Here is a 25,311-nt window from a genome sequence, read left to right on the forward strand (position 1 = left end):
GGACGACCTTCCACTGGAAGGTCGTCTTTTCCACCTCATCCCCCGGGATATTTATGGAAAGCCGAAATGGAAAGGATCGCCTCGGATAACGAGGCGCCCGGGAGCCGGGCTTATTGCCCGGCTGCGATGGCTTCGAGCCGGGCGATTTCCGTTCGCGTGGCCTGGGCGAAAGCCTCGGCAAAGCGGGTCAGGCGTTCCGAGCGGCGATCGTCCGCGTGCCGCACCAGCCAGAAGGTCCGGCGCAGCGCGATCGTTTCGGGCAACACCCGCACCACATCCGGGCAGGCGGGGATGGCGAAATCGTGGACGATGCCCAGCCCCGCCCCCGCCCGCACCATCTGCATCTGTACCGCGACCGAGTTGGAGGCCAGATCGACCGTCGGCGCCCCCGTCTCGGCCAGATAGTCCAGTTCGCGGTCGAAGATCATGTCGGGGATATAGCCGATCATCCGGTGCCCGCGCAGATCCGCGAGTGCGGTAATCGGCGGATGCGTGGCCAGATAGCTCCGGTCGCCTGCCAGATGCAGCGCGTAATCCGCCAGCTTCTGCACCGTCAGCCGCCCCCCCGTCGGGCGCGAGACGGTGATGGCGAAATCCGCCTCGCGCTTCGACAGGTTGACCATCCGCGGCAGGGCGAGGATCTGGATCTCAAGCCCCGGATTGGCATCGCAGATCGCCCCGCAGACCTGCGGCAGCACGTAGTTCGCGCAGCCATCCGGCGCGCCGATGCGGATCTGCCCGCTGAGGCCTCCGGTCTGGCCCGAAAGCTCCTCGGCCGCGCCGGACATCGCCTGTTCGGCGGTTTCGGCATGGGGGATCAGGCGGCGCCCGGGCTCCGTCAGCCGATACCCCTGCGGCGATTTCAGGAACAGTTTCGCCCCCAGATCCTCTTCCAGCCGCGCGACCCGGCGCCCGACCGTCGCGGCATCGCATTTCAGCACGCGCGCCGCCGCCGACAGGCTTTCCGCCCGCGCGACGGCCAGAAACACCCGCAGATCGTCCCAGTCCATGATGCCCTTTGCATGAATGCAAAACCAATGCGCCGATGGTGGGATATTGCCGGCATTCCTGCAAGACCGATCCGCTTCGGCGGATCACTGCCCAGTGGGATGACGGCAACTCCATCCCTCGACCGGCGATCCATAGGGTAGAACATCCGGTCGCCGTTGAGCACCAGATCATGGCCGGCCGGTTTTGAAGACACCTTCGTCCCTGTATTTCAGTTTCGCCGGCCCGCCACGCCGATCAATCCAATGGACTGGTGCAGGTCAACGCGTTTGCCGCCGAGCGTCAGATCCGTCCCCGCAGGCCGGCCAATATTGTTTGCATTTGCGCAATTTGCGCCGCAAGACTCCGGGCAAAGAAGGAGTCCGCGCCCGTTTGACGCCGTGGCGCTCCGGATCGGGCAGGCTCGATCCGAAGACGGAACCAAGACCATCACCCCGCGCCCGACAGGCGCATCAAGGAACCCGGCATGACCTACGACGATATCGAAACCCCCGCCCCGCTGGTCGATCTGGCGACGGTGGAACGCAATCTTGCCCGGATGCAGGCCTATTGCGACACGCATGGCATCCGCCTGCGCCCGCATATCAAGACCCACAAGATCGTCCGTCTGGCGCGGCGTCAGGCCGAGCTGGGCGCCATCGGCATCACCTGCCAGAAGCTGACCGAGGCCGAGGTGATGCTGGACAGCGGCGTGCAGGATATCCTGATCTCCTACCCGCTGATCGGGCCGCAAAAGGCGCGCCGTCTGGCGGCGATCGCCGGCAAGGCGCGGTTCACCGTCGCGGCGGACAGCACGCTGGCCGTGGACACGGCGGCCGAGGCCGCGCGCCTGTCCGGCGCGGAAATCGGCGTGCTGGTCGAATTCGATTCCGGTCTGGGGCGCACCGGCGTCGTCACGCCCGAGGCGGCGCTGGCGCTGGCCCAACAGGTCGTGGCGACGCCGGGGCTGCGCTTTGCCGGGGTGATGACCTATCCGGCGAACGAGGCCACCGCCGCTTTCGTCGCGCGGCTGCGGCCGATGCTTGACGCCGCGGGCATCGGGCTGCCGATGGTGTCGGGCGGCGGCTCGCCCCGCGCCTTCCACATGCACGAGCTGGGCTGCGTCGACGAGTTGCGCGTCGGCACCTACATCTACAACGACCGCGCCATGATCGGCGCCGGGGCCGCGACGATCGAGGATTGCGCGCTGATGGTCATCGCCACCGTGATCAGCATTCCGCAGCCCGGCCATTTCATCATCGACGCGGGCACCAAGACCCTGACCAGCGACCCCGCCGGCCCGGGCAACCCCGGCTTCGGCCTGCTGGTGGACTATCCGCAGGCGGTGATCGAGCGGCTGACCGAGGAACACGGCATCGTCAGCATCGACCCCGCGCTCCCCGCCCCGAAACTGGGCGAGAAGGTGCGGATCGTGCCCAACCACGTCTGCCCGGTCAGCAACCTGCACGATCAGGTTCTGGTGCGGCTGCCCGACGGCACGCTGGAGGCATGGGACGTGTCCGCCCGCGGCTGCACGCGCTAGGGCGCAGACCGATGACCGCAAGGTGAGCCGGGCGGCGCTGGCGTGAGCATCGGCACGGTGTCAGACGCCATGGGCTTGCGCCGCGAACAGCGCGCAGATCCTCATCCTCGCCGAGGTGCTCCGCTACACCGTGCGCGACTCGTCGCGCGCCGCCATCCTACCCATGCACCCGGCGACCGCCCGTTTCACGGGATCGCTGACCCCTAATCCCCCAGAAGCTGCCGGTCGTCGCCATCGCGGCTGCGCACCAGTTCCGCCTTGACCCTCCGCAGCGTTTGCAGCGACGTGGCCCGGTCGGCATAGGCCACCAGATTGGCCAGCACATCCACCGCCGCCAGATAGGCGAAGCGGGTCGAGCTGGGGCGGAAGATGTTCTGCCCCTCGGGCAGGTCGATGGTGATCACCACCGAGGCCGCCTTGGCCAGTGGCGAGCCGCTTTGTGTCAGCGCGATGGTCGGCAGCCCCTGCTGCCCCAGCAATTCGACGCAGCGCACCAGCGTCGCATCGATCCCGGTCATCGAGGAGACGATGGTCACCGTCCCCTCGGTCGCCGCGGAGGCCTGCATCAGGCTCATCGTCAGGTCGTTCGAGCTGTGCACCCGCAGCCCCAGCCGGAACAGCCGGTTGTGCAACTCGCCCGCGATCATCGAGGAATTGCCCCCCGCCCCCACCGCCTGAATGAAATCCGCCCCGCGCAAGAGCTGCGCCGCCCGTTCCATCGCCGCCAGATCGACCTGACGGTGGAACCGGAACAGCGCGTCCTGCGCCTTGGTCACGATATCCTCGGCCACCTCGGCGGGGGTGGTCGAGGTGACCTCGGGCTTGAGGTAGCGCAGCCCCACATAGGCCATCTGCGCCAGCTTGACCTTGAAATCCGGATAGCCCGCACAGCCGATCCGGCGCGAGAACCGCGTCACCGACGGGGCCGAGACACCGGCCCGCTCCGCCAGTTCGGCGATCGAGGCGCGCATGGCGAAATCCACATCGTCGAGCACCGTGCGCGCCAGACGCGCGTCCAGCCCCTCAGGCTTGCCGGCGGTGTTCGCGAGGGTCTGAAACAGGTCCATGAAACATCCAGTCTGTGGGGTCCTGAAATTGAATTACGCAACCGGCACCTGCGTCAAGCCCGGACTGCGCCGAATCGACCCTTGAACGGCGCAATGAAGAAATTCCGTATCACCAGCCCCTGTCTTGGCACCGGATGCGGCCAACCCCGCGCCGGCCCGAAAAACTGCATGAAATTTCAGCGGGAAATTCCGCTCTTCGCTTTCCGCCCAAAATCGAAACAGGCGGGGCAACCTGTTGTCATTCCTGTATTTTTGCACCCATCCCACCGATGCGCACCGGACCGGCCGAAAATTTGCCCGACAATGGCGAAAATCTTTTCCTCAGTGAGAAATTCAATTTCCAGACTACCGCGGAATTACCGGATTTTCGTTGACCGCAGGCACATTTACGGCATGATTATGAAAACTTATTACAAAATCACCCGGCAGGCCACTGCCCTGTGCCGGACGGCCGATCCGTCCGGCATATGATCAGACATCTTCGGACGACGCGGGCCTCCGGCCCCCGGCGTTCACGCATCAGGACGCAAGACATGCGTATCTTCACGGCCTCGCTGGCCACGGAAACCAACACATTCTCGCCGGTTCCGACCGATCTCGAGGCCTTCAGGGCGGCCTTCTACGCCGGCCCCGGACAGCACCCCGATACCCCCACGCTCTGCTCGTCCGTCGTGCCGATCCTGCGCCGCCGCGGCCGGGACGAGGGCTTCACCGTGATCGAGGGCACCTCGACCTGGGCCGAGCCCGCCGGGATGATCCAGCGCCAGACCTACGAAACCCTGCGCGACGAAATCCTCGGCCAGCTCCGCGCCGCGATGCCGGTCGATGCGGTCATCCTCGGCCTGCATGGCGCCATGGTCGCGCAGGGCTACGACGATCCCGAGGGCGATCTTCTGACCCGCGTGCGCGAGATCACCGGCCCCGACGTCTTCGTTTCGGCCGAGTTCGATCCGCACAGCCACCTCACCGCGCGGCGCGTGGCGCAACTGGACATGCTGGCGGCCTTTCTCGAATTTCCCCATACCGATTTCGAGGAACGTGGCGCCCATGTCGTCGATGTTTCGCTGGCGGCGCTGCGCGGCGCGGTCAGGCCGGTGATCTCGACCTTCGATTGCCGGATGATCACCATCTACCCGACCAGCCGCGAACCGATGCGGTCCTTCGTCGACCGGCTGAAGGCGATGCAGGGCAAGGACGGCATCCTGTCGATCTCGGTCATCCACGGCTTCATGGCGGGGGATGTGGCAGACATGGGCACCCGCATCGTCGTGGTGACGGACAATGACAGGGCAAAGGGCGACGCGCTGGCCCGCAAGCTGGGCGAAGAGCTTTACCGGATGCGGCGCGAAACCGCCTTTCCCATGTTCGATACCGAAACCGGGCTCGACCACGCAGCGGCGGTCCATGCCGCCCGTCCCGGCCGGCCGGTGGTCATCGCCGATGTCTGGGACAATCCGGGCGGCGGCGTCGCGGGCGATGCGACGGTCATCCTGCGCCGGATGCTGGAACGCGGCATGACCAATGCGGGCATCGCCACCATGTGGGATCCGATCGCCGTCTGGTTCGCCCATGCGGCGGGCGAGGGTGCGAAGATCACCCTGCGCATCGGCGGGAAATCCTGCGCCGAGGGGGGCGAGCCGCTCGACCTGCGCGTGCGGGTGATGAAGACCGTGTCCGAGGGCTGGCAGAGCTTCCGCGCCAGCCGCGTCACGCTTGGCCGTGCCGCGGTGGTGCGCCCGGTGGGCACGGACATGGACATCATCCTGATCACCTCGCGCACCCAGACCTACGAACCCGACATCTTCACCAACCTCGGCATCGACACCGCCGCCAAGGACTACCTGCTGATCAAGTCCACCAACCACTTCTACGCGGGCTTCGCGCCGATCACGCCCGAGGTGGTCTATATCGCCGCCCCCACCTGCTATCCGACGAACCCGGCCGAGACGAAATACCTCAAGGCCGGCAAGGGGATCTGGCCGCGCGTGCCGGATCCGCTCGGGCTTGACGGCTGACCGACCGCGCGGCCCGGCCCGGGCGGCGCCCAAGACACAACGAAAACACGCCACAGGAAGGTTCTCACCATGCTCAATCGCAGATCGTTTCTTGTCTCCACCGCGGCCACGGCCGTCTTTGCGGGCAGCGCCCGCCTTGCATTTGCCGCCCCTTCGGACGGGGTTCTGACCGTCGCCATGATCGGCGAGCCGCCCACCCTCGATGTCATGCAGACCACTACCGACCTGGTGATGACGATCGACCAGCACATCTTCGAGACGCTCTACACCTATGACGCGGAATGGAAGACCGTGCCGCTTCTGGCCGCGGCGCAGCCGGTGATCTCGGACGACGGCCTGACCTACACGATCGCCCTGCGCGAGGGGGTGAAGTTCCACAACGGCGCGGTGATGACCAGCGACGATGTCGTCGCCTCGCTCCGGCGCTGGCTCGATCTCGCGACGAAGGGCAAGCAGGTCGCCGCCTTTGTCGAGAGCCTCGAGGCCGATGGCCCGAACACCGTGGTCTTCCGGCTCAACGCCCATTATTCGCCGCTGATCGCCACGCTCTGCTCCGGCTCGGTGATCCTGCCCGTGACCACGCTGGCCGATCCGCTGACGGAATTCGTCGGCACCGGGCCCTATGTGCTCAAGGAACGCCGCCCGGACCAGTATATCCAGATGGTCCGCTTCGACGACTATGCCTCACCCGAGGGCGAACCCAGCAACTACGCCGGCGGGCGCGAGGCGATCGCGAAGGAAATCCGCTTCGTGCCGGTGCCCGACGCCAACACCCGGGTCGAGGGGCTGCTGTCCGGCCAGTTCGACTTTGCCGATTCCTTGCCCGTCAGCGCCTACGACCGGCTGAACGGATCGGACAAATCCGCCCCCGTGATCTTTGAAAACGCCGGCTGGGTGTCGATGAACATGAACATGAAACAGGGCCTGATGACCAGCAAGGCCCTGCGTCAGGCGGTGCAGCTTGCGCTGAACCCCACCGACATGATGATGGCGGCCTTCGACGCGGACATGTTCTACAGCGTCGATGGCTCGATCTTCCCGAAGGGTTTCTTCTGGCACACCGAAGCGGGCATCGCGCGTTACGGCGAAGGCGATCCCGAAGGCGCGGCGAAAATGCTGGCCGAGGCGGGCTACGACGGCACCCCCCTGCGGCTGATGACCTCGCGCCAGTATGAATTCCACTACAAGATCTCCGAGGTCGCCAAGGCCTATCTCGAAGCCGCGGGCTTCAAGATCGACCTTCAGGTCGTGGACTGGGCCACGCTGACCACCCGGCGCGCCGATCCGGATCTGTGGGACATCTTCGTCACCCATTCGAACTTCCCGGGCGATCCCTCGACGATCAACACCCTCTCGGACAATTATCCGGGCTGGTATGTCTCGGACCAGAAGGCCGAGGCCGTCGCGGCCTACATGAACGCCACCACGGACGAGGCGAAATTCGCCGCATGGGAACGGATCCAGACCGCGATCTACGATGACGTGCCGCTCTACAAGGTGGGCAACTTCAACGCGCTGGCCGGTGTCGCCAAGGGGGTCGCGGGCTATGAGCCCACCTACTGGCCGCACTTCTGGAACGTCTCGCCCAAGGAGTAGGCCCATGAACAGGATCGCCCAGGCCCTCGTCCGGCGTCTGGCGGGCATGGCCATCGTGCTCGCCATCGTCGCCACGGTGGTCTTTCTCATCGTCCGCGTCACCCCGGGCGATCCTGCGGCCGTCATGCTCGGCTCCGACGCGACGCCCGAGGATATCGCGCAGCTGCGCGAAAAGCTCGGGCTGAACGCGCCGCTCGTCGTGCAATACGGCCAGTTCCTCTGGGGGCTGCTGCACGGCGATCTGGGGCAGTCGATCTTTCTCAACCAGTCGGTCGGGCAGGCGCTGCTGAGCCGGGCCGAGCCGACCTTCTTCCTGACGCTCTTCGCCATCCTGATCGCCACGGCCATCGCGCTGCCGGTGGGGGTGCTGTCGGCGGTGAAGCGCGGCACGCTGTTCGACCAGATCGTGGTGACGGTCACGATGGTCGCGGCCTCGGTGCCCAGCTTCTGGCTGGGGCTGGTGCTGATCCAGATCTTCGCCGTCCAGATGGGCTGGTTCCCGGCCTCGGGCTATGGCGGGCCGGACACGCCCTTCGGCGCGCGGCTTCACCACCTGATCCTGCCGGCGATCACCTTGGGCGTGGTCAATTCCGCGCTGATCACCCGGTTCACCCGCGCCGCCATGCTGGACGTGCTGGGCGACGACTACATCCGCACCGCGCGGGCCAAGGGCGCGGGCGAGGGCCGCGTCGTGCTGAAACATGCGCTGCGCAACGCCATGGTGCCGATCATCACGGTCATCGGCCTGTCCGTCGCCATGCTGGTCGCGGGCGCGGTGGTGACGGAAAGCGTCTTCGGCCTGCCCGGGGTCGGCAATCTCGTCGTCTCGGCGGTGCTCAGGCGCGACTATCCGGTCATTCAGGGCACGCTGCTTGCCGCCGCCGCGATCTACGTGCTGATCAACTTCATCGTCGACATGCTCTACGTCGTCGCCGACCCGCGAGTGAAACTATGACCCTCGTTCCCGCCGCTCTCCGCCCGCTGTTGCGCAACCGCGCCGTGGTCTTCGGCATGATCGTGCTGGCGATCGTGGTGCTGGCCGCGATCTTCGCGCCGCTGCTTGCCCCCTATGCGCCGAACAGGCTGTCGATCGTGAACAAGCTGAAGCCGCCCTCGGCCGCGCATCTGTTCGGCACCGACGAATTCGGCCGCGATATCTTTTCCCGCGCCATCTTCGCGGGGCGGATCTCGCTGCTGGTCAGCCTCGGTGTCGTCGCGCTGTCCACGGTGCTCGGGCTGATCCTCGGGGTGCTGGCGGGGTATTTCCGCCGCCTCGACGCGCCGATCTCGCGGCTGATCGACGCGATGATGTCCTTTCCGGATATCCTGCTGGCCATCGCGCTGGTCGCGGCGCTCGGCCCTTCGGTGGTGACGGTGATCATCGCGCTCGGCATCACCTACGCCCCGCGTCTGGCGCGTATCGTGCGCGGCTCGACGCTGGTGCTGCGCGAGATGCCCTATATCGAGGCGGCGATCACCCTCGGCCTGCCGACATGGCAGGTCATCGGGCGGCACCTTCTGCTGAACCTCGCCTCGCCCATCCTCGTGCAGGCCACCTTCGTCTTCGCCTCGGCCATGCTGGCCGAAGCCAGCCTGTCCTTTCTGGGCGTGGGCGTGTCCACCGACATGCCGACATGGGGCACCATGCTCGCCTCGGGCCGCGAATACATGAGCAACGCGCCATGGCTGATGGTCTTCCCGGGCCTTGCGATCGTCTTTTCGGTGCTGTCGCTGCAACTCCTTGGCGACGGGCTGCGCGATCTGGTCGACCCGCGCCTTTCGAAAGAGCACTGACATGACGCAAGCACCCATCCTACCGGCACCCATCCTGTCTGTCGAGCATCTGACCACCTCGTTCCGCGCGGGCTCCGGCTGGCGCGCGGTGATCCGCGACATCGGCTTTCAGGTCCACGCGGGCGAAACCGTCGCCATCGTGGGCGAATCCGGATCGGGCAAAAGCGTCACCGCGCTGTCGGCCATGCGCCTGCTGCCGCGCGACACCGCCCGGATTCAGGGCCGCATCGCGCTGAACGGGCGCGATCTGCTGACCCTGCCCGAGCCGCAGATGCGCGCCATCCGCGGCGGCGAGATCGGCATGATCTTTCAGGAACCGATGACCTCGCTCAACCCCGTCTTCACCATCGGCAACCAGCTCGCCGAGGCGATCGTGCTGCACAGCGACAAGAGCTGGACCGAAGCCGAGGCCGAGGCGGTGCGCCTGCTGGAACGGGTGCGCATCCCCGCCGCGAAATCGCGCCTGCACGAATATCCGCACAAGTTCTCGGGCGGGATGCGCCAGCGGGTGATGATCGCGATGGCGCTGGCCTGCCGGCCGAAACTGCTGATCGCCGACGAACCGACCACCGCGCTCGACGTGACGATCCAGGCCGAGATCCTTGCCCTGATCCGCGCCCTGCAGGCCGAGGAAAACATGGCCGTGCTGTTCATCACCCATGACATGGGCGTGGTGGCCGAGGTCGCCGACCGCACCGTGGTGATGTTCCGCGGCGACATGGTCGAGACCGGCCCCACCGCCCGGATCTTCGCCAGCCCGGAAAAACCCTATACCCGGGCGCTTCTGGCCGCGATCCCCCGGCTTGGCTCGATGGGCGACAGCCCCGGCCCGCGCCGCTTCCCCGATGTCGATGCCGCCACCGGCCGGATCACCGAGGGCCGCGCCCTGCCGCCGCCCGACACCACCCACGCCGCGCCCGTCGTCTCGGTCCAAAACCTGTCGGTGCGGTTCGACGTGCCGAACGGGCGGGTCCACGCGGTGGAAAACGTCTCGTTCGACCTGCATCCCGGCGAAACGCTGGCGCTGGTCGGGGAATCCGGCTGCGGCAAATCCACCACCGGCCGCGCCATCCTGCGGCTGCAACAGGCGACCGAGGACAGCATCGTCATCAACGGCCGCAACATCGAGGACATGCACGGCGCCCATCTGCGCGACATGCGCCGCCACGCGCAGATGATCTTTCAGGATCCCTTCGCCTCGCTCAACCCGCGCATTCCGGTGGGCAAGGCCATTCTGGAACCGATCCTCAGCCACAGGGTCCTGCCGCGCGACAAAGCCCGCGCCCGGGTCGAGACGCTGCTGCATCAGGTCGGCCTGCCGCCCGAGGTGGCGGGGCGCTATCCGCACGAATTCTCGGGCGGGCAGCGGCAGCGGATTTCAATCGCGCGGGCGCTGGCGCTCGACCCGTCGTTCATCGTCGCGGACGAGGCGGTCTCGGCGCTCGACGTTTCCGTCAAGGCGCAGGTCGCCAATCTGCTGATGGACCTGCAGGCGGAACACGGGCTCGCCTATCTGTTCATCTCGCACGACATGTCGGTGGTGGAACGCATCAGCCACCGCGTCGCCGTGATGTATTTCGGCGAGATCGTGGAAATCGGCCCGCGCGCCGAAATCTTCGGCAATCCGCAGCACCCCTACACCCGCCGCCTGATCGAGGCGGTGCCGATCCCCGATCCCGCGCGACGCGGCACCCGCCCCCATGTCGCGCAGGAACAGGTCCGCTCGCCGATCCGGCCGCTGGATTACATCCTGCCGAAGCGCGAATACCGCACCGTTTCGCCGGGGCATTACGTGCAGACCGGCGGCGTGTTCGGCACCTGAACACTGAACCTGCGGCCCGGCCGCGACAAAAGGAGAAAGACATGAGCGTGAAACGTTACGGCGTGGGCGAGGGCAAGGGGTCTGGCCAGCGCAGCCTGCCCTTCGCCAAGGCGACGGAGGCGGACGGCTGGCTTTACGTCTCGGGCCAGACACCGATGCGCGAGGGCGAGGTCGTCGGCACCAACATCGTCGAACAGGCCACCGTCGCCATCGAGAACATGCTGACCATCCTGCGCGACGCGGACTATGATGTTCAGGATATCGTGCGCATCGGTGTCTGGCTGGACGACGCCCGCGACTTCTGGAGCTTCAACGCCGTGTTCGAGAAATATTTCGGCGCCCATCCCCCCGCCCGCTGCTGCGTGCAATCGCCCATGGTCGTCGACTGCAAGGTCGAGATCGACTGCATCGCCTACAGGAAGAAGTGACCCGCCCGCCCGGAAAGGACCGGCCATGACCCCGCAAACCATCGTCTGTCTGGGAGAGGTGATGATCGAGTTGTCCCCCGCCGGCCCGGGCCTTGCCCGGATCGGCGTCGCGGGCGACACGTTCAACACCGCGGTCTACCTGCGCCGCCTGACGGACCCGGCGGTGCGGGTGTCCTACGTCACCGCGCTTGGCGACGACATCCAGTCCGACCGCATCCTCGCGGCGCTGCGCGAGGAAGGGCTCGACACCTCCCGGATCGCGCGCGTCCCCGACGTGATGCCCGGGCTTTACATGATCACGCTCGATGCCGACAACGAGCGCAGCTTCAGCTACTGGCGCGGCGCTTCGGCGGCGCGGACGATGTTCGGCCCCGGCTCGGCGCTTGGGCCAGAGGATCTGGCGCCCTGCGACCTGCTCTACCTCTCGGGCATCAGCATCGCCATCCTTGCACCCGACGCGCGCCGGCGCCTGCGCGACTGGATCGCGGGCTTCCGCGCCCGGGGCGGGCGCGTGGCCTTTGATTCCAACTATCGCCCCCGCCTGTGGTCCGGCCCCGATGACGCCCGCGCCGAGATCCGCGCACTTTGGGAGCTGACGGATATCGCGTTGCCCTCGCTCGACGATGAAATCGCGCTCTTCGGTGATGCCGGTGAAGCCGGGGTCATGGCCCGGCTCGCCGCATGGGGCGTGCGCGATGGGGCGCTGAAACGCGGCGCACGGGGGCCGCGCGCGCTGGACGGTTCGGGGCGCGAGATCGCCCCCGGCCCGGTCGGCGTCATCGACACCACCGCCGCGGGCGACAGTTTCAACGCGGGCTTCCTTGCCGGCGTGACGCGGGGGGCCAACATCACCGGCTGCATGGAAACCGGCCATGCCACCGCCGCCCGCGTCATCGGCCATCCAGGTGCGATCGTGCCGCGCGCCATTTGGTAGTCAGAGCGCCACCATGATGTGGCGGGCGACGGAATAATCCTCGAGCGCATACATCGACATGTCCTTGCCGTAGCCCGAATGCTTCATCCCGCCATGCGGCATCTCGTTCGCCAGCATGAAATGCGTGTTCACCCAGGTGCAGCCGTATTGCAGCGCGCCCGCGACCTTCAGCCCCTTGGACACGTTCTTCGTCCAGACCGAGGAGGCCAGCCCGTATTCGGAATCGTTCGCCCAGTTGATCGCCTGTTCCATCTCCTCGAACCGGGTGACCGAGACGACGGGGCCGAAAACCTCGCGCCGCACGATTTCATCCGATTGCAGGGCGCCGGCGATGACCGTGGGCTTGTAGAAGAAGCCCGGCCCGTCCGCGATGCCGCCGCCGGTGACGACCTCGATATGGCGCGCCTCGCGCGCGCGGCCGACGAAGCTCGCCACCCGGTCGCGCTGCCGGGGGGAGATCAGCGGCCCCATCTCGTTCACACTGTCATCCGCCTGCCCGTAAGTGATCGAGGCCACCGCCGCCCCCAGCTCCGCCACCAGCCGGTCATGGATCCCCGCCTGCGCGTAGATCCGGCACGCCGCCGTGCAATCCTGTCCGGCGTTGTAATAGCCGAAGGCCCGCAGCCCCTGCACCACGGCCTCAAGGTCGGCATCGTCCAGCACCACGACCGGCGCCTTGCCGCCCAGTTCCAGATGGGTGCGCTTGATCGTGCGGGTCGCGGCCTCCATGATCTTGCGGCCCGTCGCGATGTCGCCGGTGATCGAGATCATCGCGATCTTCGGATGGTTGATCAGCGCCGAGCCGACCGTATCGCCGCGCCCCAGAACCACGTTCACCACGCCCTCGGGCAGCACATCGGCAAAGATCTCCGCCATCTTCAGCGCGGTCAGCGGCGTCTGCTCGGAGGGCTTGAACACCACCGTATTCCCCGCCCCGATCGCGGGGGCGATCTTCCACGCCATCATCATCAGCGGATAGTTCCACGGCGCGATCGAGGCGACCACCCCCACCGCATCGCGCCGGATCATCGAGGTATGCCCCGGCAGATATTCCCCCGCGAGCGGCCCGGTCATCGTCCGCACCGCCCCGGCGAAGAAGCGGAAACAGTCGATGATCGCGGGCAGTTCGTCGCCAAGCGCGAGATGCCCCGGCTTGCCGCAGTTGAGCGCCTCGAGCGCCGCGAATTCGCCCGCCGCCGCCTCGATCCGCTCGGCGATCTTCAGCAGGCAGGCCGAGCGTTCCCCGGGTGTCGTGCGCGACCAGCCCGGAAAGGCCTTCGCCGCCGCCTCGACCGCCCGTTCCACCTGCGCGAGCGAGGCTTCTGGCAATGTCACGATCACCTCCCCCGTGCGCGGGTTCAGGATCTGTTCTTCGCTTTCCGTGCCGGACACGAAATCCGCGCCGATCAGCATGTTGGTTTGCATCCCGTATCTCCCTTGAAGCTATTTTTCCGAACCTTCGCTGTGCTGCCCGTCCCGCGTCAGCCACCAGGCCGCCAGAATGGGCAGCACCGTCACCAGCACCACGGCCATGGCGACGACATTGGTCACCGGCCTTTCGCGCGGGCGGATCAGTTCCTGCAACATCCAGATCGGCAGGGTCGCCTGATTGCCGGCGGTGAAGGTGGTGACGATCACCTCGTCGAACGACAACGCAAAGGCCAGCATTCCCCCCGCCAGCAGCGCCGTGGCGATATTGGGCAGGATCACCAGCCTAAAGGTCTGCACCCCGTCCGCGCCCAGATCCATCGCCGCGTCGATCAGCGCGGCCGAGGTGCGCCGGAACCGCGCCACCGCGTTGTTGTAGACGACGACGATGCAGAAGGTCGCGTGGCCGAGCACGATGGTCCAGGTGCTGAACGGAATGTCCAGCAGCGAGAAGGCCGACCGCAGCGAGATGCCGGTGATGATCCCCGGCAGCGCGATGGGCAGGATCACCAGCAGGGAAATCGTCTCCCGGCCAAAGAACCGCGCCCGCGACACCGCCGCCGCCGTCAGCGTGCCCAGCACCATGGCGATCCCCGTGGAAATCGCCGCGACCTTCAGCGACAGGCCAAGTGCCTGCCACACATCCGCCCGCCCCATCGTCACGCCGATCCATTTCGTGGTGAAGCCGGGCGGCGGCCACTGAAAGCTCTTTTCCTCGGTGGTGAAGGCATAGATGAAGATCAGCACGATGGGGGCCAGCAGGAACACCAGCCCCGCGGCGGCGGCGCATTTCAGCGCCCAGGGGGCCCGGTCAGAGCGCATCGAAAGCCCCCATCCTGCGCGCGCCCCAGAGGTAGACCCCCATGATCGCGATCGGCACCACGGTGAAGGCCGCGGCCAGCGGGATATTCCCCGCCGTGCCCTGCTGCATGTAGACCGCCTGCCCGATGAACAGCCGCCCGGAGCCGATGATCTGTGGCACGATGTAATCGCCAAGCGTCAGCGAGAAGGTGAAGATCGACCCCGCCACGATCCCCGGCAGCGCCAGCGGCAGCAGCACCATGCGGAAGCTCTGCCCCGGCGTCGCGCCAAGGTCCGAGGCCGCCTCGATCATCGCGCCCGGCACCCGTTCCAGCGCCGCCTGCACCGGGATGATCATGTAGGGCAGCCAGATATAGACGAAGACGATGAAGGTGCCGGTATAGCTGACCGACAGCGAATTGCCCCCCACCACCGGCAGCGCCAGAATGGCATCCAGCAGCCAGCCCAGATGCAGTTTGGCAAAGGCCCAGCTCAGGATGCCCTCCTTCGCCAGAACCAGTTTCCATGCGTAGACCTTGACCAGATAGCTCGACCACAGGGGCAGCATGACCCCGATGTAGAACAAGGCCTTCCACCCGCCCCTGGCGTAGCGGGCGGCAAAATATGCGATCGGAAAGGCGATCACCGCCGAGGCGACCGTGACGCAGGCCGCCATCGTCACCGTGCGCAGGATGATGGCGAAATTCGACGGGCGCAGCAGCTCGGCATAGGTCGCCAGCGTGAATTCCGGCACCACGAGGCCGGAAAATTCGTCGATCGAATAGAAGCTCTGCACCAGCAGCGCCAGCAGCGATCCGATATAGACGATGCCCAGCCACAGGGTGATCGGCAGCACCAGCAGAAAGGTGAACATCGCCGGATGCCGGATCATCCAGTCGACGGCGCGCGCCACGACGCCTGAGCGCGGCGGCAGGATGGCGGTGTCGCTCATGTTGCGGGCCCCAGCAGATGCGCCTTTTCCAGAGGCCATGCGATGCCGACCCGGTCGCCCGGCCGCGGCAGATCCCCGGAGGCGGGCGCAAGCATCGTCAGCCCCTGCCCCGCCACGTTCAGCCCCAGCTTCACCACCCGCCCGTGATAGGCGCGCGATGTGACCTCGGCCTCCCGCCCGGCGGGGTCCAGCGTGATATCCTCGGGCCGCAGGCTGGCCCAGTCCCCGGCCCGGCCCACGCCGACGAAATCGGCGGGCAGCACGTTCGAGGACCCGACGAAATCCGCGACAAAACGGCTGGCGGGGCGGCGGTAGATATCCTCGGGCGTGCCGACCTGCTGGATCCGGCCCTCGGCAAAGACCGCAACGCGGTCGGCCATCGACAGGGCCTCCTCCTGATCATGCGTGACGAAAACGAAGGTCAGGCCGAGCGCCCGCTGCAACCGGCGTAGTTCCTCCTGCATCTGCTCGCGCAGCTTCAGGTCCAGCGCGCCGAGCGGTTCGTCCAGCAGCAGCACCTTCGGCTTGTTGACCAGCGCGCGGGCCAGCGCCACCCGCTGCCGCTGCCCGCCCGACAGCGCGGCGGCGCGGCGGTCGCCGAAACCGGCCAGCTCGACCATCGCCAGCGCCTCCTCGGCGGCGCAGTGGCGTTCCGCCCGGCCGATGCCCTTCACCCGCAACCCGAAGGCCACGTTGTCGCGCACGTTCATATGCGGAAACAGCGCGTAATTCTGGAACACCGTGTTGACGTTGCGCCGGTAGGGCGGCATCCCCGCCGCCTGTTCGCCACAGATCGCGATCTCGCCGGCAGTGGGCTGCTCGAATCCCGCGATCAGGCGCAGGCAGGTGGTCTTGCCCGATCCCGAAGGCCCCAGCATGGCGAAGAACTCGCCATCCGCGATGTCCAGATCGACATCATCCACCGCGCGCACCGTGCCGAAATGGCGCGAGACGCCGCGAAAGCTCACAGCTTGCATCATCTGTCCTAGTCCGTTGAGGCCCGGGCCGCGCGCCCGGACCGTTGCAGGATCAGCCGCCCATGACGGCGATATAGTCCGACACCCAGCGGTGATAGGGCACGCAGCCGCCCGCCTCGCAGGCCGAGGTCGGCGTGCGCCAGAACCAGATCTTGTCGAAATCCTGCAAGCCGTTTTCCGCGCAGCCCTCCGCCGTCTGCATCCCCGACCCGTCGGTGCAGGCGGACGGGACCGAGGGCACCGCCCCGAACCACAGCGACAGGTCCGATTGCAGGTTGGAGCTCAGCGCATGTTCCATGAAGAGATAGGCGCAGGTCGGATGCTTCGCCTCGGCATGCAGCATCAGCGTATCGGCCCAGCCGGTCGCGCCCTCCTGCGGGATGGTGGACCCGACCGGCGCGCCATCGGCCTTCAGCAGGTTCACCTGAAACGGCCAGGAGGACGAGGCCACGACCCCCTCGTTCTTGAAATCGTCGATCTGCACCATCGCGTCATGCCAGTAGCGCGAGACCAGCTTGCGCTGCCCCTTCAGCAGGTCCAGCGCCGCCTCGTATTGCGTCTCGTTCAGCTCATAGGGGTTGGTGATGCCCAGCTCGGGCTTCACCGACATCAGGTAAAGCGCCGCATCGGCGATGTAGATCGGCCCGTCATAGGCCTGCACCCGGCCGGCGTTCGACTTGCCGTCCGGCAGGGTCTGTTCGTTGAACACAACATCCCAGCTTTTCGGCGCCTCGCTGAAGACCGTGGTGTTGAACATCAGCACATTCGGCCCCCACATGAAGGGCACGCCGTAATGCGCGCCCTCGACCGTGTGCCAGGGCGCCTCCTTCAGCCGGTCGTCCACCTTGTCCCAGCCGGGGATCAGCGCGATGTTGACGCGCTGCACCTTCTTGCCCGCGATCAGCCGCAGCGAGGCATCGCCCGAAGCCGTCACCAGATCGAACGTCCCCTGATTCATCAGCGACACCATCTCGTCCGAGGTGCCCGCCGTCTTGACCTCGACCTTGCAGCCGGTGCCTTCCTCGAATTTCGTCACCCAGTCATAGGCCGGATCGGTCTCGCCCCGCTCGATATACCCCGGCCAGGCGACGATCGACACAGCCCCCTCCGGCGTGCCGAGCGAGGCCATCTGCGCCGAAGCGGGAAGAGTAAGCGCGGCCGTCAGCGCAAGACCCGAGGCCGCCGCGTTCCAAAGCTTGTTCATCTGCGTTTTCCCTGTTGTGGCGGGGCGATCCTGCCCCTTGGCGGCAAGCCTGTCGCAGCCCTGTCGATTTCGCAAATCCAATTATCAGAAGGACGCTATCGGATTTCCCGATAACGGATCAGCGCAGCGGCCGGTGCGACTGCGCGGCATGGATGAATTCCCGCGCCTGCGCCGACAGCGGCGTGCCGCGTCGCCATACCACCCCCACCTGCACCACCGGCAGCGTGCCCGAAACGTCGCGCGACACGATCGGATCGCCTTCCAGCGACCAGCGCCGATAGGCCATCTCGGGCAAAAGCGCGATCCCCGCCCCCGTCGCCACCAGCGACCGCACCGCCTCGACCGAACGGGTGCGGAACGCCACCCGCGGCCGCGCCCCGAACGCCGCCAGCAGCCGCCGCGTCGGTTCCTCGATCTCGTCAAGCCGCAGCATGATCATCGGCTCCCCCGCCAGATCCTCGATCGAGACCGAGGTCTGCGTCGCCAGCCGGTGCCCGTTCGGCAGCCAGAGTTGATAGGGCGACACGTCGAGGATCTCGACCTGCAGGGCCATCCGGTCGCGCAGGGTCGAGGTCAGCATCACCGCCACGTCCAGCTCTCCGCCGACCAGCAGATGTTCGAGGTAATCGCCGTTGTCCTCCAGCGCGGTGACCTCCACCTCCGGATTGGCGCGGCGAAAGCGCGAGAGGATGTCCGACAGGACATAGCCCGCGACCAGCGAGGTGACGCCGATATGCAGCCGCCCGGTCACGCGCGCGCCGTCCTGATCCAGCGCCTGCCGCGCATCGGCGACCGAGGTCAGGATGCCTTGCGCATGGCGCAGAAACTGATGCCCGCGATGGGTGATTTCGAGCCCGCGCGGATGCCGGTCGAACAGCCGCACACCCAGATCGGCCTCAAGCTCGCGGATCGCCTCGGTCACCGAGGATTGCGAAATCGCCAGCGCCTGTGCGGCACCGGACACAGTGCCGCTTTCGGCGGCGGCAAGGAAATAGCGCAATTGCTTGAGGGTGAAGGCCACGATCCGAATGCCCCGGCTGATTTCCCGCACAAGACCACGCATCCGCCCCCGCCGCAATCCGGCCCGGAAGAGCGGGATTCCCTGAGATGTCGCTCGGGCGTCCACCCGGGAACGACGCGCAAAATCGGCGCGGATCGACGGAGACATCCCCGGACGCCGCGAAGCCGCATGCCGGCAAGGCCGCGACAGCGCGCGTTGCCGCCGGGCCTGCCGTAGGCGCTTGGGGTCTGATCCGCCGCATCAGACCCAACCCGCCCAAATCATCGCATGGTCGCTTTGGCGAAGAGCCGCGAGACCGGCTCATATCCAGACCAACCGCAACGGCAAGCCGGGCGTCGCGGTGGACCAGCGCCGGCAAGATCGGCAAAGGCCCGGTGCCTGCGCGCCATGTTCCGCCGCGTGGGTCGAAACCCTCAGCGCAGGTAGCTTTCCGCCAGTCTGGCCCAGAGAGCGGCGCCCACCGTCAGGCTTTCGTCCGCGAAATCGTATTTCGGATTGTGCAGGACCGCGGACTCGACCCCGTTCCCCAGACGCAGGAACGCCCCGGGCTTGTGTTCCAGATAATGGGCGAAATCCTCGGAGCCGGGGATCGGCGGGCATTCCTTGACGTTTTCGGCGCCGATCAGGTCGCGTGCGACCCCGGTGGCAAATTCGTTTTCCGGCGTGGTGTTGAACACCACCGGATGACCATGTTCATATTCGACCACCGCCTCGGCCTCGAAGGCATGGGCGACATCGGTGGCGACGCGCAGGATGCGTTCCTCGAGCCGCAGCCGGACCTCGGGTTCAAAGGAGCGCACGGTCATCACGAATGTCGCCGTGTCGGGGATCACGTTCGACACCGTGCCGCCGGAGATCGTGCCCACCGTGATCACCGCCGCCTTCGTCGGATCGATCGAGCGGGACACCACCGCCTGCAGGGCCACCACGATCTGGCAGGCCACCATGATCGGATCGACGGTCAGATGCGGGCGCGAGGCATGGCCGCCCTTGCCCTTCACCGTGACCGTCGCCGTGTCCGCAGCCGCCATGATCCCGCCGTTGCGCGTCAGGATCTGGCCCTCCGGCGCGCCCGGATGGTTGTGCAGGCCGAAGATCGCGTCGAAGGGAAACCGCTCGAACAGCCCGTCGCGGATCATCGCCATCGCGCCGCTGGTCGTGCCGGCTTCCTCGGCCGGCTGGAAGATCAGCGTCAGCGTGCCGTTGAAGCGCCGGGTCCGCGCCAGATATTGCGCCGCCCCCAGCAGCATCGTGGTGTGGCCGTCATGGCCGCAGGCATGCATGACCCCGGGGGTCTGGCTCTTGTAGGGGCGGTCGATCGCCTCGGTGATCGGCAGGGCGTCCATATCGGCGCGGATCGCCACGGATTTCCGGCCCTCGCCCACCGTCAGACGGGCCACGACACCGTGCCCGCCGACATTGCGGGTCACGTCATAGCCCCAGCTTTCCAGCTTTTCCGCCACATAGCGGGCGGTGTTGGCCTCCTGATGCGACAATTCCGGGTGCTGGTGCAGATAATGGCGCGTGGCGACCAGATCATCCTTCATCGCATCGAAATCGGACACACGGGCCGAGGCATTGTCGTTCAGCATCTCGCTTCCTTTCAGGCCGGGCGCCTGCCCTGCCGATCCTGCGGCGGGATCCGGACCCCGCCCGTTGATTTGTCTCGCCCGCCGTCAGATGAACCGCGCCAGAAAGGCCTGCGTGCGCGGGTGCTGCGGGTTCACCAGAATTTCGCCGGGCGGCCCCTGTTCGACGATATGCCCGCCGTCCATGAAGATCACGCGATCCGCCGCCTCCTTCGCAAAGCCGATCTCATGCGTCACCACGATCATCGTCAGCCCCTGACGCGCCAGATCGCGCATCGTCGCCAGCACCTCCCCCACCAGTTCCGGGTCCAGCGCCGAGGTCGGTTCGTCGAACAGCATCAGCTGCGGCCGGATCGCCAGCGCCCGGGCAATGGCCACGCGCTGCTGCTGCCCGCCCGAAAGCTGGCGCGGATAGGCGTCGGCCTTCTGCGTCAGCCCGACCCGGCGCAGCAGTTCATGCGCATAGGCCGTGGCCTCGGCCCTGGGAACGCCGTGGATGCCGATCGGCGCCTCGATGATGTTCTGCAGGACCGTCATATGCGGGTAAAGATTGAACTGCTGGAACACCATGCCGATATTGCGCCGCTGCCGCGCGGCCGCATCGGGCGACAGCTTGATCAACCTGCCGTCATGAACGCGGTATCCCATCTGTTCCCCCGCGACGAGGACGGCGCCCCGGTCGATGGATTCCAGATTGTTGATGCAGCGCAGGAAGGTGGATTTACCCGATCCCGAGGGACCAAGGATCACCACCACCTCGCCCGGTGCCACGTTCAGGTCTATCCCCTTGAGAACGTGCAGATCGCCGAAGCTTTTGTGGACGCCATGCGCCTCGACCAGAGGCGCGGCGGAGATCGAACGGGGCGCGGTCATGCGTTGTCTCCGATCCCGGCGGGGGACTGGGCCGGGGTGGCGGCCTCGCTGCGCCGGTCGCCTCTGGCGTAATAGCGTTCGATATAGCCCTGCGCGATGTTCAGAACGGTGGTGATGACCAGATACCACAGCACCGCGACCAGCAGCATCGGCACGATTTCAAAGGTGCGGTTGTAGATCGACTGCACCGCATACAGCAGGTCCGACATGGCGATGACCGACACGAGCGAGGTGGCCTTGACCATGTTGATCAGCTGATTGCCCGTCGGCGGCACGATCGAGCGCATCGCCTGCGGAATGACGATGCGCCACAGCGCGCGCCGGCGCGTCATCCCGAAGGCCGAGGCCGTCTCGGCCTGCCCGCGATCCACCGACATCAGGCCGGCGCGGATGATTTCCGCCATATAGGCGGCCTCGTTCAGCGCCAGACCGAAGATCGCGGCCGTCAGGGGCGTGATGACGGAATTGGTGTCCCAGCTCATCAGCGCCGGGCCGAAGGGAATGGACAGCGACAGCTGCGGAAACAGCGTCGACATGTTGTACCAGAAGATCAACTGCACCAGCAGCGGCGTCCCCCGGAAGAACCAGATGTAGATCCCCGCCACCGCCTTGGCGAGACGGTCATCCGACAGCCGCGCCACCGCGAGCAAGAGCCCGATGAAGGTGCCCAGCACCATCCCGATCACCGTCAGGAACAGCGAGAACCCAAGGCCGCGCAACACATCCGGGTTGAAGAAATAGGCCCCGACCACCGGCCAGCCGAAATTCTCGTTCCGGGCGCAAATCCAGATGAAATTCGCGGCGACCAGCAGCACCACCAGCCAGAGCACGATCCGCCCGGGGCGGAGGGGCGCATGGGCGGTGGTGACATCCTGCCAGCCCACGCCGCCCTGCGGCGGCGTGACGATGGAAACGGGTTCGCTCATTTCGGAATGACCCCGCCGAGGTTGATGCCCGGCTCCGCGATCATGTTGTTTTCAAGTCCCCATTTCTTCATGATCGCGGCATAGGTGCCATTGGCCATCAGCTCCTTGACGCCATCCAGCAGCACCGGCCCCAGAGGCGAGCCCTTGGACACAACGGCGCCCTGATACAGATCCTCGAAGCCGTTCTTCTGGCCGATGCCGGCCAGTTCAAGTTGCCCGTTCGCCTGCGCGACGAAATAGGTCAGCGGCGCCTGCGAGGAAAAGAACGCATCCGCCCGGTTCGAGCGCACCGCAAGGATCGAGCTGGGCTGATCGGTGAAGGATTGCACGGTGATCGCGGGCTTGCCGGCGGCGGCGCAATCGTCGCTGGCCTTGTTGATGACCCGTTCGGCCGAGCCGCCCGCCATCACCGCGATCCGCTTTCCGCAGGCGGTCTCGAGCGAGGTGATCTCTTTCGGATTGCCCTTGTGCACGGCAAAGACGACGAATTCCTGCACCCAGTCGACGAAATCATTGGCTTCCTCGCGCGACTCGAAATCGCCGATCGGGCCGAAGGCGAAATCATACCGCCCGCCGTTGATGCCGGTCAGCAGCGCGGGCAGGCCGCCCACGGTGGCGTGGCCGATCTCGATCCCCAGAAGCTGGCCGAGCGCATCGGTCATGTCGGCCGAGGCGCCCGACATCCTGTCTCCCTCGACGATTTCATAGGGCGGGAAGGATCCGTTGTTGACCGAGACCATCCTGCCCTTCGACTTCACCGCATCGGGCAGCCGGTCATGCAGGGCCTGATCCATCGTGATTTCGGGCAGCGCTGCCTCTTGCGCAAGGACCGGGGTCGCACACAGCAACGCGCCGACCAGAAGCGAGGCGGACATTCTGTTCATCATACGCATTTCATATCCTGACTTTCTGCGGGGCATGTCGTGAGTGGTGGTGGTGGCTTCAGATGCGGCTCAAATTGCCGCGGGAAACAGGTCTTCGGGGGTCAGCAGGCGGGGGGCAATTCCCTGCGCCTGAAGTTCTTGCGCGAAATCCGCGATCATCTTGCGATTTGGTTCGAGCCCCGAGATATTCCAGTCCTCGGGCAGGTCGGCGGCGGTGCGGGCCAGTTCCTCGAACATCCAGGGGGTGGTGTCGGCGTATTTGCGGCGCTTCTGGATCCACATCCTTTGCGAGGCATCGACCATGTCGCTGAGTTCCTGCGCCACCCAGGGGTGATGCGCCAGAACATCGGATTTGACCGACAGGATGTGCATCCCCGGCACATAGCCGACCGCGTCGAAATAGGCCTTTTCGGCGCTGCGGTAATCGCGTTGCACCTGCCGCAGGCCGCTGTCCGGGGCAAAGAACCCCTCGGGCATGAACGGGGTGAAGATCGCGTCGAGCAAGCCTTCGCGCAGCAGGTCGACCATCGGCCGTTCGCCCGGGCAGGCCTCGATCCGGCCGGGGCGTCCAAAGCCGTCCAGCCGGTCGGTGATCGGGTGCTTTTCGGTCAGCCGGCCCGCGAACCAGAAGGCGTCCTCGACCCCGACCCCTTCGCGCCGCAGCAGCGCCCGGGTCCAGGTGTTGCCGGAATCGCGCCAGCCGGTGACGCCGATCCTGCGCCCCTTCAGCCCGGCGAAATCCACGAGGTCGCTGTCCTCGCGGGTGATGACACAGCGGTTGCGGAACCCCCGCATGATGAAATTCGGGATACCCATGATGCTGTCGTCACCATCGAGCCGCAATTGCGTATAGCGGCTGAACGAGGTTTCGGCCGCGTCATGCGCCGGATCGTGCCCCAGATGCGGTACCAGCGTTCCGACGCGGTCGATCACCAGTTTCAGCCGGTCCGAGGTGACATCGCCAAGCGCCAGCGGCGTCACATAGTCCCAGTCCCGAACAGCCAGACGCAAGGTCAGGGTCATTTCATCGCACTTTCATTGGTCCTTCTGCATCCGGGGTATTTTGTTCATTGACGGCTGATCAAACATATTTATGTTATTGAACAAAAAGGCGGGATCTTTGTGATGGCGGAGCCGGTGGATGCCACTTGGATTGCACAAAATTTAAGCGACAGATCGTCAAACGGCATTGATCTGGGCATGCGCGCCCTGATTCGTTCCGGGCTGATCCCGATCGGCACCCGACTGCCGCCGATCCGCGATATCGCCTCGGCGATGGGGGTCAGCCCGGCGACGGTCGCCGCCGCTTGGGCGCGGCTGCAAAAGCAGCGCATCCTGACCGGGCAGGGGCGCAACGGCACATGGGTCAGCGGCGCGCGAAGCCTGAGCGTGCCGAAACGCTTTGCCAGCAGCGGCAATTTCGGCGCCTCGGTTCTGGATCTGAGCTTCGCGGTCCCCGATCCCGCGCTTCTGCCGCGGTTGCATCTGGCGCTGGCGCATGGGGCCGAGGCGGATCAGCTCAACAGCTACGCACGGGTGGCCATCCTGCCCGAGCTGGAAGAGGCGGTCCGCCCCGACTGGCCCTACGCGCCCGAAGCGTTTCTGGCGATCAATGGCGGCTACAGCGCGGTGCATACCCTGTTTCACGCCCTGTCGCTACGCGGGGCCAGGGTGGCGGTCGAATATCCGGCGGCGCTGCGCCATCTGGACATTCTCGAGGATCTGGGGGCGACGATCCTGCCCGTCGCCTGCGATACCGAAGGCCCCCTGCCCGACCGTCTGGCCGAGGTGCTGGCCCAACGCCCGGAGATCTTCCTGCTGCAGCCGCGCCTGCATTCCGTCACCGGCCAGACACTGAGCCCGACGCGCCTTGCCGAACTGGCGCGGGTTCTGGCCCATGGGGATACCGTGGTGATCGAGGATGACGGCCTTGCCGATCTGGCGCTGGTGCCCGCGCAATCGCTTGGCCGCTGGTTGCCGGAACGGGTGGTCCATGTGAAATCCTTTTCCAAGACGCATGGGCCGGATCTGCGGCTGGCGGTGCTGTCCGGCCCCTCGGGACTGGTGGCGCAGGTGCGGGGGTATCGCGCCTTCAGTTCGGGCTGGACAAGCCGGATCCTGCAGGGCGCGACGGCATGGCTGCTGCGCGACCCCGCGACGCAGGATCTGCTGGCACGGGCGCGGATCGTCTACCGCGACCGGCGGGCGGCGCTGGTCGATGCCCTGCGCGCCGAGGGGGTGATGGCCGAACCCGGCACCGGGCTTTGCGCCTGGGTTCCGGTGGCCTCGGAACAATATGCGATGGTGTCGCTGGCCGCGCATGGAATCGCGGTGGCACCGGGATCGCGGTTCGGGCTGGCGCCGCTGAACCATCTGCGCGTTGCCACCAGCCGGCTTGATCCGGGGCGCATCGCCGATGTGGTCCATGCCCTCGTGCTCGGCGCCGCCGATCCGCAAAAGCTGCAATAGC

At 66.4% G+C, this 25,311-nt stretch carries 22 protein-coding genes; 9 read left to right on the forward strand and 13 right to left on the reverse strand.

The annotated features are described in order from the left end of the window. Window positions 1-110: 110 nt before the first annotated feature. The gene (locus D2T30_RS14405; RefSeq protein ID WP_128209440.1) at window positions 111-1,010 is read right to left on the reverse strand and encodes a LysR family transcriptional regulator; all 900 of its coding nucleotides are present in this window, start codon (window positions 1,008-1,010) and stop codon (window positions 111-113) included. 464 nt (window positions 1,011-1,474) lie between these two features. Between D2T30_RS14405 and D2T30_RS14410 the strand changes: the two genes are divergently transcribed. Further along, complete coding sequence (locus tag D2T30_RS14410; protein WP_128209441.1) at window positions 1,475-2,530, forward strand: alanine racemase; 1,056 nt, start codon at window positions 1,475-1,477, stop codon at window positions 2,528-2,530. Between the two features lie 203 nt (window positions 2,531-2,733). On the opposite strand, the gene D2T30_RS23935 is transcribed toward D2T30_RS14410, so the two are convergent. After that, window positions 2,734-3,597 carry a MurR/RpiR family transcriptional regulator gene (locus D2T30_RS23935; protein ID WP_128209442.1) on the reverse strand — a complete coding sequence of 288 codons (864 nt, stop codon included), beginning with the start codon at window positions 3,595-3,597 and terminating at the stop codon, window positions 2,734-2,736. A gap of 533 nt (window positions 3,598-4,130) precedes the next feature. Here D2T30_RS23935 and D2T30_RS14420 point away from each other — a divergent pair. The 7 genes from D2T30_RS14420 (at window position 4,131) to D2T30_RS14450 (ending at window position 12,186) form a co-directional block, all read left to right on the forward strand. Continuing rightward, window positions 4,131-5,612: a M81 family metallopeptidase gene (locus D2T30_RS14420; protein WP_128209443.1), complete on the forward strand. Its 1,482-nt coding sequence runs from the start codon at window positions 4,131-4,133 to the stop codon at window positions 5,610-5,612. A gap of 69 nt (window positions 5,613-5,681) precedes the next feature. Then, the gene (locus tag D2T30_RS14425) at window positions 5,682-7,208 is read left to right on the forward strand and encodes an ABC transporter substrate-binding protein (RefSeq protein ID WP_128209444.1); all 1,527 of its coding nucleotides are present in this window, start codon (window positions 5,682-5,684) and stop codon (window positions 7,206-7,208) included. A 4-nt stretch (window positions 7,209-7,212) separates the two neighbouring features. Then, the gene (locus tag D2T30_RS14430) at window positions 7,213-8,163 is read left to right on the forward strand and encodes an ABC transporter permease (RefSeq protein WP_128209445.1); all 951 of its coding nucleotides are present in this window, start codon (window positions 7,213-7,215) and stop codon (window positions 8,161-8,163) included. Continuing rightward, on the forward strand, window positions 8,160-9,002 hold the full coding sequence (locus D2T30_RS14435) for an ABC transporter permease (protein WP_128185835.1): 843 nt from the start codon (window positions 8,160-8,162) through the stop codon (window positions 9,000-9,002). The genes D2T30_RS14430 and D2T30_RS14435 overlap by 4 nt, the downstream gene beginning before the upstream one ends. Before the next feature lies 1 nt (window position 9,003). Then, window positions 9,004-10,824: an ABC transporter ATP-binding protein gene (locus D2T30_RS14440; RefSeq protein ID WP_128209446.1), complete on the forward strand. Its 1,821-nt coding sequence runs from the start codon at window positions 9,004-9,006 to the stop codon at window positions 10,822-10,824. Between the two features lie 41 nt (window positions 10,825-10,865). Continuing rightward, window positions 10,866-11,252: a RidA family protein gene (locus tag D2T30_RS14445; RefSeq protein ID WP_128209447.1), complete on the forward strand. Its 387-nt coding sequence runs from the start codon at window positions 10,866-10,868 to the stop codon at window positions 11,250-11,252. A gap of 25 nt (window positions 11,253-11,277) precedes the next feature. Continuing rightward, window positions 11,278-12,186 carry a sugar kinase gene (locus D2T30_RS14450; protein WP_128209448.1) on the forward strand — a complete coding sequence of 303 codons (909 nt, stop codon included), beginning with the start codon at window positions 11,278-11,280 and terminating at the stop codon, window positions 12,184-12,186. Here D2T30_RS14450 and D2T30_RS14455 read toward each other — a convergent pair whose 3' ends face one another. From D2T30_RS14455 to D2T30_RS14505, 11 genes are all read right to left on the reverse strand, one after another. Then, window positions 12,187-13,611 carry a gamma-aminobutyraldehyde dehydrogenase gene (locus D2T30_RS14455; RefSeq protein WP_128209449.1) on the reverse strand — a complete coding sequence of 475 codons (1,425 nt, stop codon included), beginning with the start codon at window positions 13,609-13,611 and terminating at the stop codon, window positions 12,187-12,189. Between the two features lie 18 nt (window positions 13,612-13,629). Further along, on the reverse strand, window positions 13,630-14,436 hold the full coding sequence (locus tag D2T30_RS14460) for an ABC transporter permease (protein ID WP_128209450.1): 807 nt from the start codon (window positions 14,434-14,436) through the stop codon (window positions 13,630-13,632). Further along, window positions 14,426-15,367 (reverse strand): ABC transporter permease, encoded by a 942-nt coding sequence (locus D2T30_RS14465; protein WP_241651292.1) that lies wholly within the window; start codon window positions 15,365-15,367, stop codon window positions 14,426-14,428. The genes D2T30_RS14460 and D2T30_RS14465 overlap by 11 nt, the downstream gene beginning before the upstream one ends. Next, window positions 15,364-16,347 (reverse strand): ABC transporter ATP-binding protein, encoded by a 984-nt coding sequence (locus D2T30_RS14470; RefSeq protein ID WP_128209452.1) that lies wholly within the window; start codon window positions 16,345-16,347, stop codon window positions 15,364-15,366. The genes D2T30_RS14465 and D2T30_RS14470 overlap by 4 nt, the downstream gene beginning before the upstream one ends. A 49-nt stretch (window positions 16,348-16,396) precedes the next feature. After that, complete coding sequence (locus D2T30_RS14475) at window positions 16,397-17,548, reverse strand: ABC transporter substrate-binding protein (protein ID WP_128209453.1); 1,152 nt, start codon at window positions 17,546-17,548, stop codon at window positions 16,397-16,399. 118 nt (window positions 17,549-17,666) lie between these two features. Then, window positions 17,667-18,611, reverse strand: a complete 945-nt coding sequence (locus D2T30_RS14480) for a LysR family transcriptional regulator (RefSeq protein WP_241560705.1) — start codon at window positions 18,609-18,611, stop codon at window positions 17,667-17,669. A 371-nt stretch (window positions 18,612-18,982) separates the two neighbouring features. Further along, on the reverse strand, window positions 18,983-20,161 hold the full coding sequence (locus tag D2T30_RS14485) for a M20 aminoacylase family protein (protein ID WP_128209454.1): 1,179 nt from the start codon (window positions 20,159-20,161) through the stop codon (window positions 18,983-18,985). An 84-nt stretch (window positions 20,162-20,245) separates the two neighbouring features. Continuing rightward, window positions 20,246-21,031, reverse strand: coding sequence for an amino acid ABC transporter ATP-binding protein (locus D2T30_RS14490; protein ID WP_128185859.1), 786 nt, complete (start codon window positions 21,029-21,031; stop codon window positions 20,246-20,248). After that, window positions 21,028-21,957 (reverse strand): amino acid ABC transporter permease, encoded by a 930-nt coding sequence (locus D2T30_RS14495; RefSeq protein WP_128209455.1) that lies wholly within the window; start codon window positions 21,955-21,957, stop codon window positions 21,028-21,030. Before D2T30_RS14495 ends, D2T30_RS14490 begins: the two co-directional genes overlap by 4 nt. Continuing rightward, window positions 21,954-22,850 (reverse strand): ABC transporter substrate-binding protein, encoded by an 897-nt coding sequence (locus tag D2T30_RS14500; protein WP_241651293.1) that lies wholly within the window; start codon window positions 22,848-22,850, stop codon window positions 21,954-21,956. Before D2T30_RS14500 ends, D2T30_RS14495 begins: the two co-directional genes overlap by 4 nt. Window positions 22,851-22,910: 60 nt before the next feature. Then, a complete protein-coding gene (locus tag D2T30_RS14505; protein ID WP_128209456.1) occupies window positions 22,911-23,864 on the reverse strand; it encodes a substrate-binding domain-containing protein in 954 nt (317 codons plus the stop codon). Window positions 23,865-24,041: 177 nt separating this feature from the next. Between D2T30_RS14505 and D2T30_RS14510 the strand changes: the two genes are divergently transcribed. Further along, complete coding sequence (locus D2T30_RS14510) at window positions 24,042-25,310, forward strand: aminotransferase-like domain-containing protein (protein ID WP_241651294.1); 1,269 nt, start codon at window positions 24,042-24,044, stop codon at window positions 25,308-25,310. The last annotated feature ends 1 nt before the right edge of the window (window position 25,311 follow it).

The organism is Paenirhodobacter populi (genome assembly GCF_004022215.1).
Taxonomy (GTDB): Bacteria; Pseudomonadota; Alphaproteobacteria; order Rhodobacterales; family Rhodobacteraceae; genus Rhodobacter; species Rhodobacter populi.

Bases quoted from the DNA above. Each gene is read 5' to 3' on its own strand.
- D2T30_RS14485 (WP_128209454.1), bottom strand. From the start codon at position 20,161: ATGCTGAACGACAATGCCTCGGCCCGTGTGTCCGATTTCGATGCGATG.
- D2T30_RS14460 (WP_128209450.1), bottom strand. From the start codon at position 14,436: ATGCGCTCTGACCGGGCCCCCTGGGCGCTGAAATGCGCCGCCGCCGCG.
- D2T30_RS14490 (WP_128185859.1), bottom strand. From the start codon at position 21,031: ATGACCGCGCCCCGTTCGATCTCCGCCGCGCCTCTGGTCGAGGCGCAT.
- D2T30_RS14455 (WP_128209449.1), bottom strand. From the start codon at position 13,611: ATGCAAACCAACATGCTGATCGGCGCGGATTTCGTGTCCGGCACGGAA.
- D2T30_RS14445 (WP_128209447.1), top strand. From the start codon at position 10,866: ATGAGCGTGAAACGTTACGGCGTGGGCGAGGGCAAGGGGTCTGGCCAG.
- D2T30_RS14435 (WP_128185835.1), top strand. From the start codon at position 8,160: ATGACCCTCGTTCCCGCCGCTCTCCGCCCGCTGTTGCGCAACCGCGCC.
- D2T30_RS14475 (WP_128209453.1), bottom strand. From the start codon at position 17,548: ATGAACAAGCTTTGGAACGCGGCGGCCTCGGGTCTTGCGCTGACGGCC.
- D2T30_RS14410 (WP_128209441.1), top strand. From the start codon at position 1,475: ATGACCTACGACGATATCGAAACCCCCGCCCCGCTGGTCGATCTGGCG.
- D2T30_RS14480 (WP_241560705.1), bottom strand. From the start codon at position 18,611: ATGCGTGGTCTTGTGCGGGAAATCAGCCGGGGCATTCGGATCGTGGCC.
- D2T30_RS14465 (WP_241651292.1), bottom strand. From the start codon at position 15,367: ATGAGCGACACCGCCATCCTGCCGCCGCGCTCAGGCGTCGTGGCGCGC.
- D2T30_RS14500 (WP_241651293.1), bottom strand. From the start codon at position 22,850: ATGCGTATGATGAACAGAATGTCCGCCTCGCTTCTGGTCGGCGCGTTG.
- D2T30_RS14470 (WP_128209452.1), bottom strand. From the start codon at position 16,347: ATGATGCAAGCTGTGAGCTTTCGCGGCGTCTCGCGCCATTTCGGCACG.
- D2T30_RS14430 (WP_128209445.1), top strand. From the start codon at position 7,213: ATGAACAGGATCGCCCAGGCCCTCGTCCGGCGTCTGGCGGGCATGGCC.
- D2T30_RS14505 (WP_128209456.1), bottom strand. From the start codon at position 23,864: ATGACCCTGACCTTGCGTCTGGCTGTTCGGGACTGGGACTATGTGACG.
- D2T30_RS14495 (WP_128209455.1), bottom strand. From the start codon at position 21,957: ATGAGCGAACCCGTTTCCATCGTCACGCCGCCGCAGGGCGGCGTGGGC.
- D2T30_RS14440 (WP_128209446.1), top strand. From the start codon at position 9,004: ATGACGCAAGCACCCATCCTACCGGCACCCATCCTGTCTGTCGAGCAT.
- D2T30_RS14420 (WP_128209443.1), top strand. From the start codon at position 4,131: ATGCGTATCTTCACGGCCTCGCTGGCCACGGAAACCAACACATTCTCG.
- D2T30_RS23935 (WP_128209442.1), bottom strand. From the start codon at position 3,597: ATGGACCTGTTTCAGACCCTCGCGAACACCGCCGGCAAGCCTGAGGGG.
- D2T30_RS14425 (WP_128209444.1), top strand. From the start codon at position 5,682: ATGCTCAATCGCAGATCGTTTCTTGTCTCCACCGCGGCCACGGCCGTC.
- D2T30_RS14450 (WP_128209448.1), top strand. From the start codon at position 11,278: ATGACCCCGCAAACCATCGTCTGTCTGGGAGAGGTGATGATCGAGTTG.
- D2T30_RS14405 (WP_128209440.1), bottom strand. From the start codon at position 1,010: ATGGACTGGGACGATCTGCGGGTGTTTCTGGCCGTCGCGCGGGCGGAA.
- D2T30_RS14510 (WP_241651294.1), top strand. From the start codon at position 24,042: ATGCGCGCCCTGATTCGTTCCGGGCTGATCCCGATCGGCACCCGACTG.